Consider the following 16764-nt stretch of genomic DNA (forward strand, 5'->3'; position numbering starts at 1 on the left):
CGCCGATGCGCTACTCGCGGGCGAGCGCCAGCAGGCGTGCGGCGATGGCGTCGAGCGGCAGGATCTCCTGCGCAGCGCCCAGCTTGGCCGCGGCCCCCGGCATGCCCCACACCACACTGGTGGCCTCGTCCTGCACCAGCGTCGCAGCGCCGGCCTGACGCAGTTCCAGCAGGCCGCGCGCGCCGTCGTCGCCCATGCCGGTGAGGATGGCGGCAACCGCATTGCTGCCGGCGTTCTGCGCGACCGAACGGAACAGCACGTCGACTGCAGGCCGATGGCGGTTCACCGGCGGACCCGGATCCAGCTTGCAGCGCCAACGGGCACCGTCGCGGACCACGCGCAGGTGATGATCGCCGGGCGGCAGATAGGCATGGCCGGGCAGGATCATCTCGTCGTCGCGCGCCTCGCGGACCAGCATCGCCGAATGCTTGTTGAGCCGCTCGGTGAAGGGCCGGCTGAAACTCGCCGGAATATGCTGGGTCAGCACGATCGCGGGTGCGTCGGGCGGCATCTGCTCGAGCACCACGCGGATCGCCTCGGTGCCGCCGGCGGATGCACCGATCGCGATCAGGCGGTCGGTGGTGCGGTAGCGCGTGGCGACCGGCGCGACGATCCTCGGCGCCTCGGCGCGCGCAATCGGTGTCGCCACGGGCCCGGTCGCGGCGCGCACGCGTGCGCGCGCCGCAGCCTTGACCTTGGTGGTGATCTCTTCGGCGTACTCGGTCAGCCCGTTGGCGAGGTCGAGCTTGGGCTTGGTGACGAAATCCACCGCGCCCAGTGCCAGTGCCTGCAGGGTGATGTCGGCGCCACGCTCGGTCAGCGACGACACCATGACCACCGGCATCGGCCGCAGCCGCATCAGGTGTTCGAGGAACGCCAGCCCGTCCATGCGCGGCATCTCGACGTCCAGCGTCAGCACGTCGGGGTTGAGCCGCTTGATCTTCTCGCGTGCGAGCAAGGGGTCGGCGGCGCTGCCGACGACCTCGATGTCCGGATCCTGGTCCAGGATCTCGGTGAGCAGCTGGCGGACGACGGCGGAATCGTCGACCACAAGGACCCGGCAGCGGCTCATTCGAACAGCTCCACGCCGCCACTGACCGGCGTCTTCGACAGGCGCGCGCGCACGGCGGTTTCGGCGGCGACCACCTCGGCTTCGTGGGCGTGCGGCAGCTTGTTGACCATCACCTTGCCGGTCTCGGGGAAGAACCAGACCTTGCGCGGATGGATGCCGCGCAGGTCCTCGGCCACCACCGGGATCTGCTCGGCCTGCAGATACGCGAGCACGAACTCCGCGTTGCGCGTGCCGACCGGATTGGAGGTGAACCCCTTGAGCACGTTCGCGCCGCCGAACACCTTGGCCTCCAGGCGACGGCGACTGGCGCCGCGCTTGAGCAGTTCGTTGATCAGCAATTCCATTGCATAGCTTCCATAGCGTGCCGGGGCGCCGTCGCCGACGTTGCCGTCGGGCAGCATGAAGTGGTTCATGCCCCCCAGCTGCAGCAGGGGGTCACGGACGCAGGCGGCGATGCAGGAGCCGAGCACGGTCACCAGCGCGGTGCCGTCATCGACCACCAGGTACTGCGTGGGCAACAGCTTGGCGGCCGGCACCTTGAAGTGCGGGTCGCGGTAACGCAGGACATCGTCCTCTTGCAGGGCGGCGCGACTCATGCGGCGTCCGTCCCGAAGTTCCGCCGGTACAGGGTGCGGCCGCAAGGCCGGATCAGGTCCGCCGCGTGCAGGTAGTTCTCCGAATGCCCGGTGTAGAGCAGGCTGTCGGCATCCATGTGGGTCACCAGTCGCGACAGGATGCCGCGCTGGGTGGGTTTGTCGAAATAGATCATCACGTTGCGGCAGAACACCGCGGCGAACGGCCCGCTGATGTCGTAACGCGGCGCCAGCAGGTTGAGCGGGCGGTAATCGATGAGTGCCTGCAGGGCCGGATGCACCCGGCAGTGGCCCTCGTTGGGACCGGTGCCGCGCTGAAAGAACCGGCGGCGACGTTCGGCGTCCAGCCCGGCCACGCGTTCGACCGGATACACGCCGCGCTGCGCGGTCGCCAGCACCTGGGTATCGATGTCGGTGGCGAGGATGCGTACCGGCGGCGTCAGCGTGCCGAAGGCTTCGCAGGCGGTGATGGCGATGGAGTAGGGCTCTTCGCCGGTGGAGGCGGCGCAGGACCACAGCGCCAGCGGCGTGCGCGGCGAGGCGCCGGACGCGGCCAGTTGTTCGTGGAGATGCTCGAAATGGTGCGGCTCGCGGAAGAACGCCGTGAGGTTGGTGGTCAGCGCGTTGGTGAACGCCTGCCACTCCTCGCCGTCGACGTTGCGCTCGAGCTGGTCGAGATAGGTGCCGAACTCGGTCAGCCCGAGTGCGCGCAGGCGCCGTGACAGACGGCCGTAGACCATGTCGCGCTTGCTGTCGACCAGGGCGATGCCGGCGCGGTCGTGGATCAGCTGGCAGACCCGGCGGAAATCGCGCTCGGAGAACACGAAGTCGCGGTTGCCGACAGGCGAGTGGGGCAGAAGATTGGCGGCCATGGCACCTGGGTCTCGGACAAGGGATCTACAGCGTTATCGACCCGGACGGCCGGAAATTGACCGTCCGGGTGTGCGATGACGCGATCGGACTCAGAACTCGGCCCAGTCTGCTTCGGCGACGGCCAGCGCCGGCTTTGCAGCGACGGGGCGTGCCGGTGCGCGACGCGCCTGGGCGGGCGCGGCGAATGCCGGGGTGGACGCGACCGGCGCAGGACGGCGTGGCGCGGCCGCGCGGACCGGTTCCCGGCTGGCGTCGATGCGGAACACCGAGACGGTCTGGGTTAGCGCCGCGGCCTGTTCTTCCATCGAGCGCGCGGCGGCCGAGGCTTCCTCCACCAGCGCCGCGTTCTGCTGCGTGGTCTCGTCCATCTGGGTGACGGTCTGGTTGACCTGCTCGATGCCCGAAGCCTGCTCCTGCGAGGCGGCGGCAATCTCCGACATGATGTCGGTGACGCGCTGCACGGAGGACACGATCTCGCCCATGGTCTTGCCGGCCTGGCCGGCCAGCGCCGCGCCATCGGACACCTTGCTGGTCGAGTCGTCGATCAGGCCCTTGATCTCCTTCGCTGCCGCGGCGCTGCGCTGTGCAAGCGTACGCACCTCGGAGGCGACGACCGCAAAGCCGCGGCCCTGCTCGCCGGCACGCGCCGCTTCCACGGCGGCGTTGAGCGCCAGGATGTTGGTCTGGAAGGCGATGCCGTCGATGACCGAGATGATGTCGCCGATCTTGCGCGAGGACTGCTCGATGTCGGCCATCGTGGTGACCACCTGGCCCACCACGTCGCCGCCCTGCGATGCGACCGAGGCGGCGCCGATCGCCAGCTGGTTGGCCTGGCGGGCGTGATCTGCGTTCTGGCGGACGGTGGAGGTGAGTTCCTCCATCGAGGCTGCGGTTTCTTCGAGATTGGCAGCCTGCTGCTCGGTACGCTGCGCCAGATCGTTGTTGCCCGAGGCGATTTCGGAGGACGCGGTACCGATCGCACCCGCCGCGCCCTGGATCTGCGCGACGATCTCGCGGAGCTGGGCGACGGTTGCATTGGCGTCGTCGCGCATCTTGGCGAACACGCCCTGGAATTCGCCATCCATGCGCGTGGTGAGATCGCCCTTGGCGATCGCCTGCAGCACGTCGGACACCTGCTCGAGATTGCTGTCGGTAGTCGCCATCAGATGGTTCAGGCCTTCGACCATGTCGCGGAAATCGTGCTGGTACTGGCCCGCGTCGCCGCGCTGCGAGAAGTCGCCGCGCCCTGCGGCGCCAGCCAGACGCTTGATCTCGGCGTTGATCGCGGACAGGTTGCGTTTGACCGCGTCCATCGACTGGGTGATGACGGCTTTTTCGCCAGGCAGTTTCTCCATGTCCTGCGAAAGATCGCCGATCGCGTAGCGAGAAACCATGTCGACAATGCGCAACTTCGTTTCGATATGCGACGCGACCACGGCATTTGTGCCGCTGACCATGCGCGCGTAGTCACCCGGGAAGGCAGCCTCGTCCATGCGATAGCTGATCTGACCCTCGTCGTGGCGACGGGCCATCTCGGCCTGTGCAGCGAGCAGATTGCGCAACTGGGTCTGCATGCCGCGCATCGCGCTCAGCAGGCGTCCACTCTCGTCCTTGGCCTTGCTCTCTACGTCGTTGTCCAGACGCCCGCCGGCAATCGCTTCGGCGGCGCGCGTGGCCCGGGCGAGCGGCAGGGTGAGGCTACGGGTGATGGCGAAGGCCAACAGTACGCCGATGATGACGACCAGGACACCGACGACCAAGAGCAGCGTCCGCCCGCGGTTCATCACCTCGGTGGCCACGGCGTACGAGGCCGCGGTCTGCTGCGTCTGCAGCGCGACGTTTTCTTCGATCGCGTGTTGCCAGGCTTCCATTGCCGGGCGCGCGCGCTCCGTGAGCAGCGCCTGCGCTTCCTCGTTCCGATTCTCCTTGGCGAGTGCCATCACCTGGTCGTTCAAGGTTCGTGACGTTTCGCGATGGCCATCGATCGTCTCGCGGTTCCGGCGTGCAGCCTCGTCGGCGGGAAACTTTTCGAGCGCCTCGCGCGCGGCCTGGTAGCGCTGGCGCCCGTCCTGGATCCCCGCCAGCGCCTGTGCGTTCATTTCTTCGCTGGTCACCATGACCAGGGCGCCAAGCGCGATGAAGATCTCCGAGTTCGCGCTGTGCATGGCACTGCCCAGCTGCGTTTTCGCGACATTGACCTGGACGATCTCGTCCAGCTCGGCGCGGGCGCTGGACATCGTGCTGAGGCCCGCAGCGACCAGGGCGGCGGACAACAGGATCAGAATTCCGAACGCCGCTCCCAGACGGCGACCTACGTTGTAGCGCTGCAGAAATGCATTCATGGCAGAGTCCGAATGGAGTGAGCGGTATGGAGTGCCCAGACGAGCGCGTCATGCTCGATCAGTGGTGCACAGCAGATAACGGCGCTTTCATATCGGAGTTGAGGGGGTAACGGCGTCCAGGCGACAAGCGGTATTGAAACTGGAACGGACGATGTGAAATTCAGGAATCTGGCGAGGTCGATAAACCGGATTCCGCTGGCGACGCGGAGGCGCCGGCGCGATCCCGCCCTGCGAATGGGGGCACCCGAGCCGGTCGCGTGGCTGGAACGTCCAGTATTGACGGGTCGCCAACCGACCTCACTGCGATGAGATGGTCGCGGTCATGCGCACCGCAGGGCTGAATCTGCAGATCGAAGACGAGCGCCGCGCTTGTGTGCGTGAGCAGGCGCACGTGAGTGGTCTGCGGCAGAGGCGGGGAGTGGACCGTTCGCCCGCGAACCGTGGATACGCTGCTGACCTCGAATCTTCGCTTCGACTGGGGTATACCGTTCGTGGCGCCGCGAGCGCCCAAAACTCCGGCAGACGACGCGAGGGGGACTGCGCCCGCCTTGCGAGGCGGGCGCCGGTCCGGACACTCAGAACTCGGCCCAGTCCGCTTCCGCGAGCGCGGGCTTGGCTGGGGCAGAGGGCGCTTGCGCCTTCCGCACCTTCGGCGCCGGACGCACAGCTGGACTCGCGACCGAAGTCGCGCGTGGCGGAACCGCGGCCAGCGCGAGCGGCGCGCCTGCCAGCCGGAAGATCGAGACGGTCTGGGTCAAAGCCGCGGCCTGTTCTTCCATCGAGCGCGCGGCCGCCGAGGCTTCTTCCACCAGCGCCGCGTTCTGCTGGGTGGTCTCGTCCATCTGGGTGATGGTCTGATTGACCTGTTCGATACCCGACGCCTGCTCCTGCGAGGCCGCGGCGATCTCCGACATGATGTCGGTGACGCGCTGCACGGACGACACGATTTCGCCCATGGTCCGGCCGGCCTGGTCAGCCAGGGCCGCGCCGCTGGAGACCTTGCTGCTCGAGTCGTCGATCAGGCCCTTGATCTCCTTGGCCGCGGCGGCGCTGCGCTGCGCCAGTGTGCGCACCTCTGAGGCCACGACCGCGAAGCCGCGGCCCTGTTCGCCGGCGCGCGCCGCTTCCACCGCGGCATTGAGCGCGAGGATGTTGGTCTGGAACGCGATGCCGTCGATGACCGAGATGATGTCGCCGATCCTGCGCGAGGATGTCTCGATGTCTGCCATGGTGGTGACCACCTGACTGACGACATCGCCGCCCTGCGAAGCGACCGAGGCCGCGCCGATCGCCAGCTGGTTGGCCTGCCGGGCGTGGTCGGCATTCTGGCGCACGGTGGAGGTGAGTTCTTCCATCGAGGCTGCGGTTTCTTCGAGATTGGCAGCCTGCTGCTCGGTGCGCTGCGACAGGTCGTTGTTGCCCGAGGCGATCTCAGACGAGGCCGTGCCGATGGCGCCGGACGCTTCTTGGATCCGCGAGACGATGCCGGCCAGCTGTGCCACCGTGGCATTGGCAGCATCGCGCATCTGGGCAAATACGCCTTGGAAATCGCCGTCCATGCGCGCGGTGAGATCACCCCGGGCCAGTGCCGTCAGCACGCTCGACACCTGATCGAGGCTGACCGCATTCGCATCGAGCAACCCATTGAGTTGCTGCGCCAGTTGCAACAGAAAACCCTGCTTGTCGTCGGTGCGGACACGGCCCGACATGTCGCCGGCCGCCGCCGCGGCAACGATCCGCGAGACCTCGGCTTCGACCCGGACTTCGGCGGTGCGGTCCGCCCATTCGACAACGAAGCCTTCCTGACTGCCGTCTGCGGCGAGCACCGGGTTGATGATCAGCTGCATCGTGCGGCCACCGACGTGGATCTGCGCGCGGTGTGTATCGCGCAGCTTCGCCAGCATCGCGGCCTGGTGCTCGGGCGCGCGGTGGAAACCGTCGATGTTGCTGCCAATCAGAGTGGCCACGTCGAAAGCAGGCAGATCCTGGCGGATTTCGCTTTCGACATCACCCAGCATCTTCACCAGCGGGGCATTCGCGTAAATGATGGTGCGATTGGAATCGGCGATCATCACGTTGGCGGTGACCTGCTCCAGCGCGGTGCGGATACGCAGGTTCTCGGCGGCGATGCCGCGCTCGCGCTCGATCCGTTCCCGAAGCTCGCGCTGCATGCGCGCCAGCGCCGCCATCAGGCTGTGCGCGTGCTTGGCGGCGACCGGGATGGGTTGATCCAGACGACCTTCGGCGATGTGCTGGGCAGCGGCCATCGCCACGCGCGGTTCGCCGCCCAGCAGGCGCGAGAGCGAGCGCAGGATCCAGGCGGCGGCCAGTCCCAGACACAGGATGGCCAGCCCCACGGCACCGGCCTGCTGCCGGGTGACGCGATGGCTGTACCGTTCGGCTTCGCTGCGGTTGGCTGCGTTCAGTGCCGCGATCCGATCGCTGATCGAGCTCATGCTGGTCTCAAGCTGCTCGAACTTGACGGAAAAATCGGTATAGGCGGCGCCGCTGTCCGCCTGCGATTCAACCAGCGAGACGACCTGCTCCGCGGCCGCGATATATGCCTGAAGCGCAGGCGCGACGGCATCAAGTTCGCTGCGCAGTGCGGGGTCCAGCGGCAGCTTGCGGTTGTCGTCCAGCGCTTGGCTGAACTCGGCGGCATGCTCGGCCAGCGCGCTACGCGCGGCCTCGACGCCTGCAGTGTCCTGGCGCGAAGCCGACAGCAGCGCAGTGGTCACGTCACCGCGCAAGGCGTCATGCATCATGTCCGCCTGCATGTGGTTGCGCAGCGCATCGGATGACGTGACCTGCGCGGCGACCGCGCTGAGCAACCCCTGCTGCGCACCGTATCCGACGCCACCCAGCGCGAGCAGTGCGAGCACCGCGACCAGCACCAGAATTGCGAGCATGTGCACGATCTTCATGTGGATCACCTGATTCAGAAGCGGATGGATACACCGGCGCCGAGCGCATGTTCTGGCGCACGATCATTGAGGCTGTGGCTGTAGACCGCATCCAATTGCACGTCCTTGCTCAAGAGCCAGGCCGAACCGATATTGATCAAAGCGCTGGTACCGCCGTCGTCGCTGCTGGCGATCTGCGGCAATGCCAACTCCACGAACGAGCGGCTGCGATCGGTCCACGCCTTGCCGACCACCGCACCGAAGATGCCGGCTGCGTAGCGATTGCCGTTGCCGTCGTCGTCCCAGATCACGCCGGGCATCAATCCTGCAGAGACGCTCTCGCTGAGATCCCATTCGGCCACGAAGCGCAACGATGGCCGGGCGCCATGGCCGCGCAGGGCGCGTGCGCCGCTGGGCAGGTCCACGTGCAGCAGCCAGGCCAGCGATGCACCGCCGTCGCCGGAGCCGGCCAGGTGATGCTTGACCCCGAGGGAGACGTCGGCGAGACCCGAGACCCTGGGTTCGCCGTCTGCGTTGATGCGCTGCCAGCCGTCGCTTTCCAGGCGCAGTTCCCAGTTCGGGCCAAGCCCGTAGCGGAACAGCGTGGGCGTGGCATAGCCCTCCACATCGCCATCGCGCTCCCAGGTGACGCTGGTTTCCACTTGCAGGCGGTGATGGCCGACCGTGAGGCTGGATTCGACGAAGTCCGGCCGATCGGTGGCGATCGTCCCTTCGTCGGAGTGCGCAGGGCTGGCGATGCCGAACAAGGTCAGGCAGCTGGCAAGAACGATTGGCCTCATTGTGATCTCCCTGGATCGCGAGCTTGGAACACGGGTGCCTGGCTGTTCGGTCCCGCGATGCGCACAGGCTGCGTTTCCAAACCGTGGCTGCGCTTTCGTGACGTTGCCAATCCAGGTGTCTTAAGGACGCTAGCGGTCCGGCCCGGGGTTTCTTGACAGATCTCCGACAAACGGTGCGCGGCGTGCGCCCGCAGTAGGCGCGGGTCCACGCGTGTCGTGGTGCTTGTGGGCTTGCGCACGGTGTTGCCGCTGGTCAGGCGCAGGCGGACGCGCACCCGGGAACGCGCGCACTGGTGTCGACTGGCCAGCGCATTTGCCCTGAGCGGCAGGTTGTTCCCGGTCAGCGCACGGGCGAATGCCGGCCGTGTCTGCACACGGCCGGCTCGAAGATGGGCCATCCCCCGATTGCCCCAGCACTGAACATCACCCGCTATGGGGAGTCGCCCGGCGGGCAGGGCAGCTCAGAATTCCTGCCATCCGGCATCCACCAGGGCCAGGTCGGCGCGACCGCTGGCCTTGGCCTTCTGCGGCGCTGGCCTGGGGGCGGGCTTGCGAGCTGCGGGGGCGACTGCAGCCCGCGGCGCGGCCGGGGCGGAGCTGTGGATGTGGCCATCGCCCGCCTGCAGCACGAAGATCGACACGGTCTGGGTCAGCGCCGCCGCCTGTTCTTCCATCGAGCGTGCGGCCGCCGAGGCTTCCTCGACCAGCGCCGCGTTCTGCTGCGTGGTCTCGTCCATCTGGGTGATGGTCTGGTTGACCTGTTCGATACCCGACGCCTGCTCCTGCGAGGCTGCGGCGATCTCCGACATGATGTCGGTGACCCGCTGCACCGAGGACACGATCTCGCCCATGGTCTTGCCGGCCTGGCCGGCAAGCGCCGCGCCGCTGGAGACCTTGCTGGTCGAGTCGTCGATCAGGCCCTTGATCTCCTTGGCCGCGGCGGCGCTGCGCTGGGCAAGGGTGCGCACTTCGGACGCCACCACCGCAAAGCCACGGCCCTGTTCGCCTGCGCGCGCCGCTTCGACCGCCGCATTGAGCGCGAGGATGTTGGTCTGGAAGGCGATGCCGTCGATGACCGAGATGATGTCGCCGATCCTGCGCGAGGATGTTTCGATATCGGCCATGGTCGTGACCACCTGGCTGACGACATCGCCGCCCTGCGAGGCGACCGATGCCGCACCGATCGCCAGTTGGTTGGCCTGGCGGGCGTGGTCGGCGTTCTGGCGGACGGTGGAGGTGAGCTCCTCCATCGACGCAGCGGTTTCTTCGAGATTCGCAGCCTGCTGTTCGGTGCGCTGCGACAGGTCGTTGTTGCCGGACGCGATTTCGGAGGACGCGGTGCCGATGGCACCCGACGCCTCCTGGATGCGCGACACGATGCCGGTCAGCTGCGCGACTGTGGCATTGGCGTCGTCGCGCATGCGGGCGAACACGCCCTGGAACTCACCATCCATGCGCACGGTCAGATCGCCCTTGGCCATGGCCTGGAACAGGCGTGACAGTTCGCCCAAATTGTGGTCGCTGGTTGCCATCATCGCGTTGAGGTCACGCACCATGGCGCGGAAATCCGCCTGGTAGGCGGCCTCGTCGCCGCGCACGCTGAAGTCGCCCGCGGCGGCGGCATCGGCCAGGCGACGGATCTCGCCATTGATCGCGCGCAGACTGGCCTTGGCGGCATCCATCGATTCGTGCAGCACGGCGCGACTGCCGGGGAGCCGGCGGGCGTCGCGTGTGAGATCGCCATTGGCGTAATCCTGGAGCACGTCGACCGCGTCCAGGATCGCGTCCAGATGTTCGAACATCATCGTGTTGATGCCGGTCGCCAGCTCGCCGTAGACACCCTGAAAATCTTCCGGCATGCGGTGGCTGATGTCCTCGGCCTCGTGCTTGCGGGTCATCTCGCGCACTTCGCCGGAGAAACGCTCCAGCGTATGCACCATCTCGTCGGTCGCCTTGAGCATCTGCCCGATCTCGTCGCGACCATGGACGCCGGTGCGCACTTTCAGATCGCCGCGTGACACGCCGCGGATGGCGCCCAGCGCACGGCCGATGGAATCGAGCACCGAAGCGCCAATCGCCCAGCCGATCAGCAGATTGATCAGCACCAGAACACCGCCGGCCGCGGTCATGATGCCGGTGAAGCTCATGGCCTGTGCCTGGGTGTCGTCGAGATAGACGCCCGTGCCCACCACCCAGCCCCAGGGCGCGTACTGCGCGGCGTACGAAGTCTTCTGCACCGGGTCGGGCACGCCGGCCTTTGCCCAGGTGTAGTCAACAAACCCACCGCCGGCCTTTGCGACGCGTACGAACTCGGGAAAGATCGCTTTCCCATCCGGGCTGCGCACATCGCCGACGGGTTTGCCGGTCAGATCGTCGCGCAGCGGATGCATCAGCATGCGCGGCGAGTCGTCGGTAATGAAGAAGTAGTCCACGCCCTCGGATGCCTGCATCACCCGCAGCGTATCGAGCGCCCCGGCCTGGGCGGTCGCCACGTCCATCTCGCCGGCCTCGGCGCGTGCGGCGTACTGCTTGATCACGCCGAAGGCCATCTCCGTCTGCGCGCGCAGCGCGGCCTGACGGGTGGCATTGAGGTCCAGATACTGCATGCGCGCGGCCACGACGGCCAGCGCGACGATGCCGATCGCAACGAAGATGGTCTGCAGCAGGAATTTCTGCCGCATCGACAGATTGGACAGTCGTGCGTAGACGGCGCGCCTGAAATTCATAGATGGGTTCCGGAGTGTGTCGAGGTGGCTCCACTCCGGTATCGGCCGCCACCGGCATTTCTGTGGCGGTGGCGGCCGGACCAACTCACGGACAGCCCGGATGTTCCGGGTACTGGGCTTTTAGAACTCCGCCCAGTCCGCTTCGACCGTCGCAGGCGCAGGCCGGGGCGTCGATGCGCGGGCGCTGCGTGCGGGTGTTGCCGTCGCGGGGCGGTTGCTCTGGCGTACGGGCGTCGAAGGCCGCGTCCCGCGGGAGGCCGGGGGCAGGGGGGCGGTGTCGACACGGAACACCGAGACCGTTTGCGAAAGCGCCGCTGCCTGTTCTTCCATCGAGCGCGCCGCAGCCGAAGCTTCTTCGACCAGCGCCGCGTTCTGCTGCGTGGTTTCGTCCATCTGGGTGATGGTCTGGTTGACCTGCTCGATGCCCGACGCCTGTTCCTGTGAAGCAGCGGCGATCTCGGACATGATGTCGGTGACGCGCTGCACCGACGAGACGATCTCGCCCATGGTCTGGCCGGCTTGGCCGGCCAGCGCGGCACCATCAGACACTTTGCTGGTCGAATCGTCGATCAGACCCTTGATCTCCTTTGCAGCCGCCGCACTGCGCTGTGCCAGCGTGCGGACTTCGGAGGCAACGACCGCGAAGCCGCGACCCTGTTCGCCGGCACGTGCCGCCTCGACTGCCGCATTGAGCGCGAGGATATTGGTCTGGAACGCGATGCCGTCGATGACCGAGATGATGTCGCCAATCCTGCGCGAGGACTGTTCGATGTCGGCCATCGTCGTTACGACCTGGCTCACCACCTCGCCACCCTGCGAGGCGACCGAGGCCGCACCGATGGCGAGCTGGTTGGCCTGACGGGCGTGGTCGGCGTTCTGCCGCACGGTGGAGGTGAGTTCCTCCATCGATGCAGCGGTTTCTTCGAGATTCGCTGCCTGCTGTTCGGTGCGTTGGGACAGGTCGTTGTTGCCGGAGGCGATTTCCGAAGACGCGGTACCGATGGCGCCGGACGCGTGCTGGATACGCGAGACGATATCGGTCAATTGGGCGACCGTGGCATTGGCATCGTCGCGCATCTGCGCGAACACGCCCTGGAACTCGCCGTCCATCCGCACCGTGAGGTCGCCGCGCGCGATGGCCTGCAGCACGGTGGACACATCGGCGAGGTTGCCATCGGCTGTCTGCATCAGGCGGTTGAGCCCGTCGACCATGTCGCGGAAATCGTGCTGGAACCGCGCTGCATCGCCGCGCTCGCTGAAGTCGCCGCGCGCGGCGGCCTCGACCAGGCGGCGGATCTCGCCGTTGATCGCGACGAGATTGGCCTTGACCGCATCCATGGTCTCGGTGATCGCGGCCTTTTCGCCGGGCAGGCGGTCCATGTCCTGCGACAGGTCACCCACCGCATAGCGGCCGGCCAGATCGATGACCCGCATCTTCACCGCGATGTGGGCGGCGACGAGTGCATTGGTCCCTGCGACCATCGCGCCGTAGTCGCCGGGCAGGGCGGCGGCGTCCATGCGGTAACTGATCGCGCCGGCATCGTGTTCGCGGGCCATGTCACGCTGCGCGGCGATCACCGCGCGCAACTGCGCCTGCATCTGACCCATGGCCGTGAGCACCTGGCCCACCTCGTCCCGCTTGCCTGGGGCGATGGCGTCATCGAGTTCGCCGCGACTGACACGTTGCGCCGCGTCCAGCATGAGTCGCAGCGGTCCGGTGATGCTGCGCGTCAATACAAAGGCGATCACACCGGCGGCGATCACCGCGAGCAGGGTCAGGATGAGCATGAACATGGCGAAGCCGTCCGTCGCGTCCATCGCGGTGGCGGCCTCCTGCTGGTTCTTGCCTTCCTGCAGATCGATGAAGGCGTTGATGCGCGCCAGCCACGTGACGAATGCCGGGGCGGCCTGCGTCATCAACAGCTGCTGGGCGCCAGCGGCGTCGCCGGCATCGCGCAGGGCGCGGACCTGTGCGGTCAGCGGCAGCGCTTCGGCCTCGATCGCCTGGATGCTGGCCAGCATTTCGGCTTCGCGCGGATCCGTGGATTGCGCGACCAGGGCGTCCAGCGGCGCGGCCGATTCGGCGTAGAACGCCGCCAATGTGTCGATCTGCGTTTCGGCCGCACCGACGGCTTCGGGGCCATCGGCCAGCACGACGTCGCGCAGGGCGATTGCGCGATCGTGCACGCTGCCGCGGAAGTTGATGGCATGACGCTGTTTGACGCTGTTGACGTCATTGATGACGTGCAGGCTGTCGCTGATGCGGTGGACGCGCTGGATGCTCACCACGCTCAGCACGAGCGTCAACAGGATGAGTATGGAAAAGCCGGCAGCGAGTCGCTGCCCAATTCGAAAATTGCCGATATGCATGATGGTCTCGTCGTTGGATCCGGTTGTGCGGCGCTATCCAGGACCGTCGGGTGCTCCGGTCGACTGCTATAACGGCGCCGAAACCAAACTCTGAGTACTCAAAAATGCAACGAATCATGTGATCGGATTTTGGGATCCAAACGTGATCGGGATACGTATGAAGCGCGGTCCGCGCGCTCTCCTCTTGTCAGATGTTCAGGAACGGACGCGTCGGTGCCGCTGGTATGTCCCTAGCGTGCACCTGGGCACGCTGTGGTCCGTGCTTCACACCAACGCCATCGACGCGATGCTTCCGCGTCGATGGCGATCCGGATGCCGTCAGGCGATCGCGAGGTCCTGCGCGATCGCACGTCCGCGCGCAGGCGGCAGCGTTCCGCTGTCGGACTGCAGCCGGAAGACAGAGACAGTCTGCGACAACGCCGCAGCCTGCTCCTCCATCGAACGGGCAGCAGCCGAGGCTTCTTCCACCAGCGCCGCGTTCTGCTGCGTGGTCTCATCCATCTGGGTGATGGTCTGATTGACCTGCTCGATACCCGAGGCCTGCTCCTGCGAGGCGGCGGCGATCTCCGACATGATGTCGGTGACACGCTGCACCGAGGACACGATCTCGCCCATGGTCTGGCCGGCCTGGCCGGCCAGCGCCGCGCCGCTGGAGACCTTGCTGCTCGAGTCGTCGATCAGACCCTTGATCTCCTTGGCAGCCGCCGCGCTGCGCTGCGCCAGCGTGCGCACTTCAGTGGCGACGACCGCGAAGCCGCGGCCTTGCTCACCGGCACGCGCCGCTTCCACGGCGGCGTTGAGCGCGAGGATGTTGGTCTGGAATGCGATGCCGTCGATGACCGAGATGATGTCGCCGATTTTGCGCGAGGACTGTTCGATATCGGCCATCGTGGTCACGACCTGGCTGACCACGTCGCCACCCTGCGACGCGACCGAGGCCGCGCCGATGGCGAGCTGATTGGCCTGACGGGCGTGATCGGCATTCTGGCGCACGGTGGAGGTGAGTTCCTCCATCGAGGCCGCGGTCTCTTCGAGATTGGCGGCCTGCTGTTCGGTGCGCTGCGACAGGTCGTTGTTGCCCGAGGCGATTTCCGAGGACGCGGTGCCGATGGCACCGGACGCCTCCTGGATGCGCGACACGATACCGGCCAGCTGTGCGACCGTGGCATTGGCGTCGTCGCGCATCTGCGCGAACACACCCTGGAAATCGCCGTCCATGCGCGCGGTGAGATCACCCTGTGCCAAGGCCGTCAGTACGCTCGACACCTGGTCGAGACTGGTGGCATTGGCGTCGAGCAGGCCGTTGAGCTGCTGCGCAAGCTGCAGCAGGAAACCCTGCTTGTCGTCGGTGCGGACGCGGCCCGACATGTCGCCGGCCGCCGCTGCGGCGACGATCCGCGAAACCTCGGCTTCGACCCGGACTTCGGCGGTGCGGTCCGCCCATTCGACGACGAAGCCTTCCTGACGACCGTCGGCAGCGAGCACCGGATTGATGATCAGCTGCATCGTGCGGCCGCCGACGCGGATCTGCGCGCGGTGGGTGTCGCGCAACTTCGCCAGCATCGCGGCCTGATGCTCGGGCGCGCGGTGGAAACCGTCGATGTTGCTGCCGACCAGCGTGGCGGCATCGAACGCGGGCAGATCACGGCGCAGATCCGCCTGGGCCTCGGCGAGCATCTGCTGCAGCGGACGGTTGACGTAGACGATGTCGCGCGCGGTGTCGGCGATCATCACGTGGGTGGTCACACTGTCGAGCGCGGTGCGGATACGCAGATTCTCGCGGGCGACGACCAGGTCGGCCTCGGCGCGCTGGCGCAGGCCGGCCTGCATGCGTGCCAAGGCCTGCAGCAGCTTCGCGGTCTCGTCGTGCCCGACGGTGGTGATCGTGGTGTCCAGATCGCCGGCGGCGACACGATCAGCGATCGTGATCGCGCGGCCCAGCGGGCGCGACACCAGTCGGCGGCTGACCACGACGATGGCGGTGATCAATACGACCAGGGCGAACAGGGACACGCCGGCGATCTTCCAGCGCATCGTGGCCAACACGGCCTCGGTCTGCTGGCGCGGCTTGACTGCCAGCAGCACCCAGTTCCACGGCGCGAACGCGACCGCATGCAGATCGGCGCTGGCCGGGGGAGCGGATGCGTCCGGCGACAAGGCCATCCGCGCATCACCGCTGGCAGCAGGATCGGCCAGCAGCGCAGCGAACGCTGCTTGCTGATCGGCTTCGGCCAGCACCAGCGGATCGCCTGCGAGCCCTGCGGGATGGGACACCAGCACGGGCGCCTCGCCACTGCGATCGACCACGACGATGTAGCCGTCGCCGCCAATATGGGTATCGCGCAGGCGCGTCGCGAGGGCCGCGAGGCCCTCGGTGTAGTCCAGGCCGATGAAGAGGCTGCCCAGCAGTGCCCCGTCCGCGTCACGCAGCGGGCGGTAGTGGGTCATGTAGTCGCGGCCGAACAGTCGCGCCCGGCCGGTGTACGACTCGCCCGCGAACAGGCGTGCATAGGCAGGGTGTGCGGGATCGAGCGCGGTGCCGATCACGCGGTTGCCGGCGTCGTTGGTGAGCGACGTGGTCACGCGGACCAGTGCGTCGTCGTCGCGCGCGAAGATAGTGGCCACCGCGCCCGTGTTCGCGGTGAAGCGGTCGACGCTGTCGAAATCGAGATTGGCGACGTGGCTGCCGAACGTCAGAAGTGGTGTTTCGCGCTCGCCCACCGTGATGGTGGAACTGGCGTCGAGGGTCGGTGTGCCGGCGGGCAGCATGGCTGCGAATGCGCTGCCAAGACGCTCGGTGTTGTCGACCAGCGTGCGTTCGTACAGCGCGACACTTTCGCCGATGGTGTCCGCGGTGTCGGCGAGTGATACCTGGGCCTGCGCCTCGTACACCGCGGCGGCATCGCGATAGACGATGGTGGCCAGCAGTAATAGGCACAGTCCGGCGGCGAGCGCGGCGGCGAGCGAGAGTCGGGTGCCGATGGTGGCGTGTTGCAGGGCGCGAAGCATAGGGGCATCCGTTCAGTAACTGTGTTCACGTTCGTTATCGGCGGGTGAAGTCCGGCCTTGAATCGCGCCCGACGAA

At 67.1% G+C, this 16764-nt stretch carries 9 protein-coding genes; all 9 read right to left on the reverse strand.

Going from position 1 to position 16764, the window contains the following annotated elements:
• Positions 1-10: 10 nt before the first annotated feature.
• The 9 genes from J2X52_RS04515 to J2X52_RS04555 all read right to left on the reverse strand — a co-directional run bounded on the left by J2X52_RS04515 (position 11) and on the right by J2X52_RS04555 (position 16688).
• Positions 11-1072 (reverse strand): chemotaxis response regulator protein-glutamate methylesterase, encoded by a 1062-nt coding sequence (locus J2X52_RS04515; RefSeq protein WP_310149350.1) that lies wholly within the window; start codon positions 1070-1072, stop codon positions 11-13.
• The gene (cheD, locus tag J2X52_RS04520; RefSeq protein WP_310149352.1) at positions 1069-1668 is read right to left on the reverse strand and encodes a chemoreceptor glutamine deamidase CheD; all 600 of its coding nucleotides are present in this window, start codon (positions 1666-1668) and stop codon (positions 1069-1071) included. The genes J2X52_RS04515 and cheD overlap by 4 nt, the downstream gene beginning before the upstream one ends.
• A complete protein-coding gene (locus J2X52_RS04525) occupies positions 1665-2537 on the reverse strand; it encodes a CheR family methyltransferase (protein ID WP_310149355.1) in 873 nt (290 codons plus the stop codon). The genes cheD and J2X52_RS04525 overlap by 4 nt, the downstream gene beginning before the upstream one ends.
• Positions 2538-2627: 90 nt before the next feature.
• Positions 2628-4880, reverse strand: a complete 2253-nt coding sequence (locus J2X52_RS04530) for a methyl-accepting chemotaxis protein (RefSeq protein WP_310149357.1) — start codon at positions 4878-4880, stop codon at positions 2628-2630.
• 575 nt (positions 4881-5455) lie between these two features.
• Positions 5456-7804 carry a methyl-accepting chemotaxis protein gene (locus tag J2X52_RS04535; RefSeq protein ID WP_310149358.1) on the reverse strand — a complete coding sequence of 783 codons (2349 nt, stop codon included), beginning with the start codon at positions 7802-7804 and terminating at the stop codon, positions 5456-5458.
• 14 nt (positions 7805-7818) lie between these two features.
• The gene (locus J2X52_RS04540; protein WP_310149361.1) at positions 7819-8583 is read right to left on the reverse strand and encodes a transporter; all 765 of its coding nucleotides are present in this window, start codon (positions 8581-8583) and stop codon (positions 7819-7821) included.
• A gap of 461 nt (positions 8584-9044) precedes the next feature.
• Positions 9045-11309, reverse strand: coding sequence for a methyl-accepting chemotaxis protein (locus J2X52_RS04545; protein ID WP_310149363.1), 2265 nt, complete (start codon positions 11307-11309; stop codon positions 9045-9047).
• A 120-nt stretch (positions 11310-11429) separates the two neighbouring features.
• Positions 11430-13679: a methyl-accepting chemotaxis protein gene (locus tag J2X52_RS04550; RefSeq protein WP_310149366.1), complete on the reverse strand. Its 2250-nt coding sequence runs from the start codon at positions 13677-13679 to the stop codon at positions 11430-11432.
• A 318-nt stretch (positions 13680-13997) separates the two neighbouring features.
• A complete protein-coding gene (locus J2X52_RS04555) occupies positions 13998-16688 on the reverse strand; it encodes a Cache 3/Cache 2 fusion domain-containing protein (protein ID WP_310149369.1) in 2691 nt (896 codons plus the stop codon).
• Between the last annotated feature and the right edge of the window lie 76 nt (positions 16689-16764).

The sequence above is a fragment of the Luteimonas sp. 3794 genome (assembly GCF_031456825.1).
GTDB lineage: Bacteria > Pseudomonadota > Gammaproteobacteria > Xanthomonadales > Xanthomonadaceae > Luteimonas.

Coding starts and splice junctions, on each gene's coding strand:
- J2X52_RS04555 (WP_310149369.1), bottom strand. CDS start 16,688: ATGCTTCGCGCCCTGCAACACGCCACCATCGGCACCCGACTCTCGCTC.
- J2X52_RS04550 (WP_310149366.1), bottom strand. CDS start 13,679: ATGCATATCGGCAATTTTCGAATTGGGCAGCGACTCGCTGCCGGCTTT.
- cheD (WP_310149352.1), bottom strand. CDS start 1,668: ATGAGTCGCGCCGCCCTGCAAGAGGACGATGTCCTGCGTTACCGCGAC.
- J2X52_RS04540 (WP_310149361.1), bottom strand. CDS start 8,583: ATGAGGCCAATCGTTCTTGCCAGCTGCCTGACCTTGTTCGGCATCGCC.
- J2X52_RS04545 (WP_310149363.1), bottom strand. CDS start 11,309: ATGAATTTCAGGCGCGCCGTCTACGCACGACTGTCCAATCTGTCGATG.
- J2X52_RS04535 (WP_310149358.1), bottom strand. CDS start 7,804: ATGAAGATCGTGCACATGCTCGCAATTCTGGTGCTGGTCGCGGTGCTC.
- J2X52_RS04515 (WP_310149350.1), bottom strand. CDS start 1,072: ATGAGCCGCTGCCGGGTCCTTGTGGTCGACGATTCCGCCGTCGTCCGC.
- J2X52_RS04525 (WP_310149355.1), bottom strand. CDS start 2,537: ATGGCCGCCAATCTTCTGCCCCACTCGCCTGTCGGCAACCGCGACTTC.
- J2X52_RS04530 (WP_310149357.1), bottom strand. CDS start 4,880: ATGAATGCATTTCTGCAGCGCTACAACGTAGGTCGCCGTCTGGGAGCG.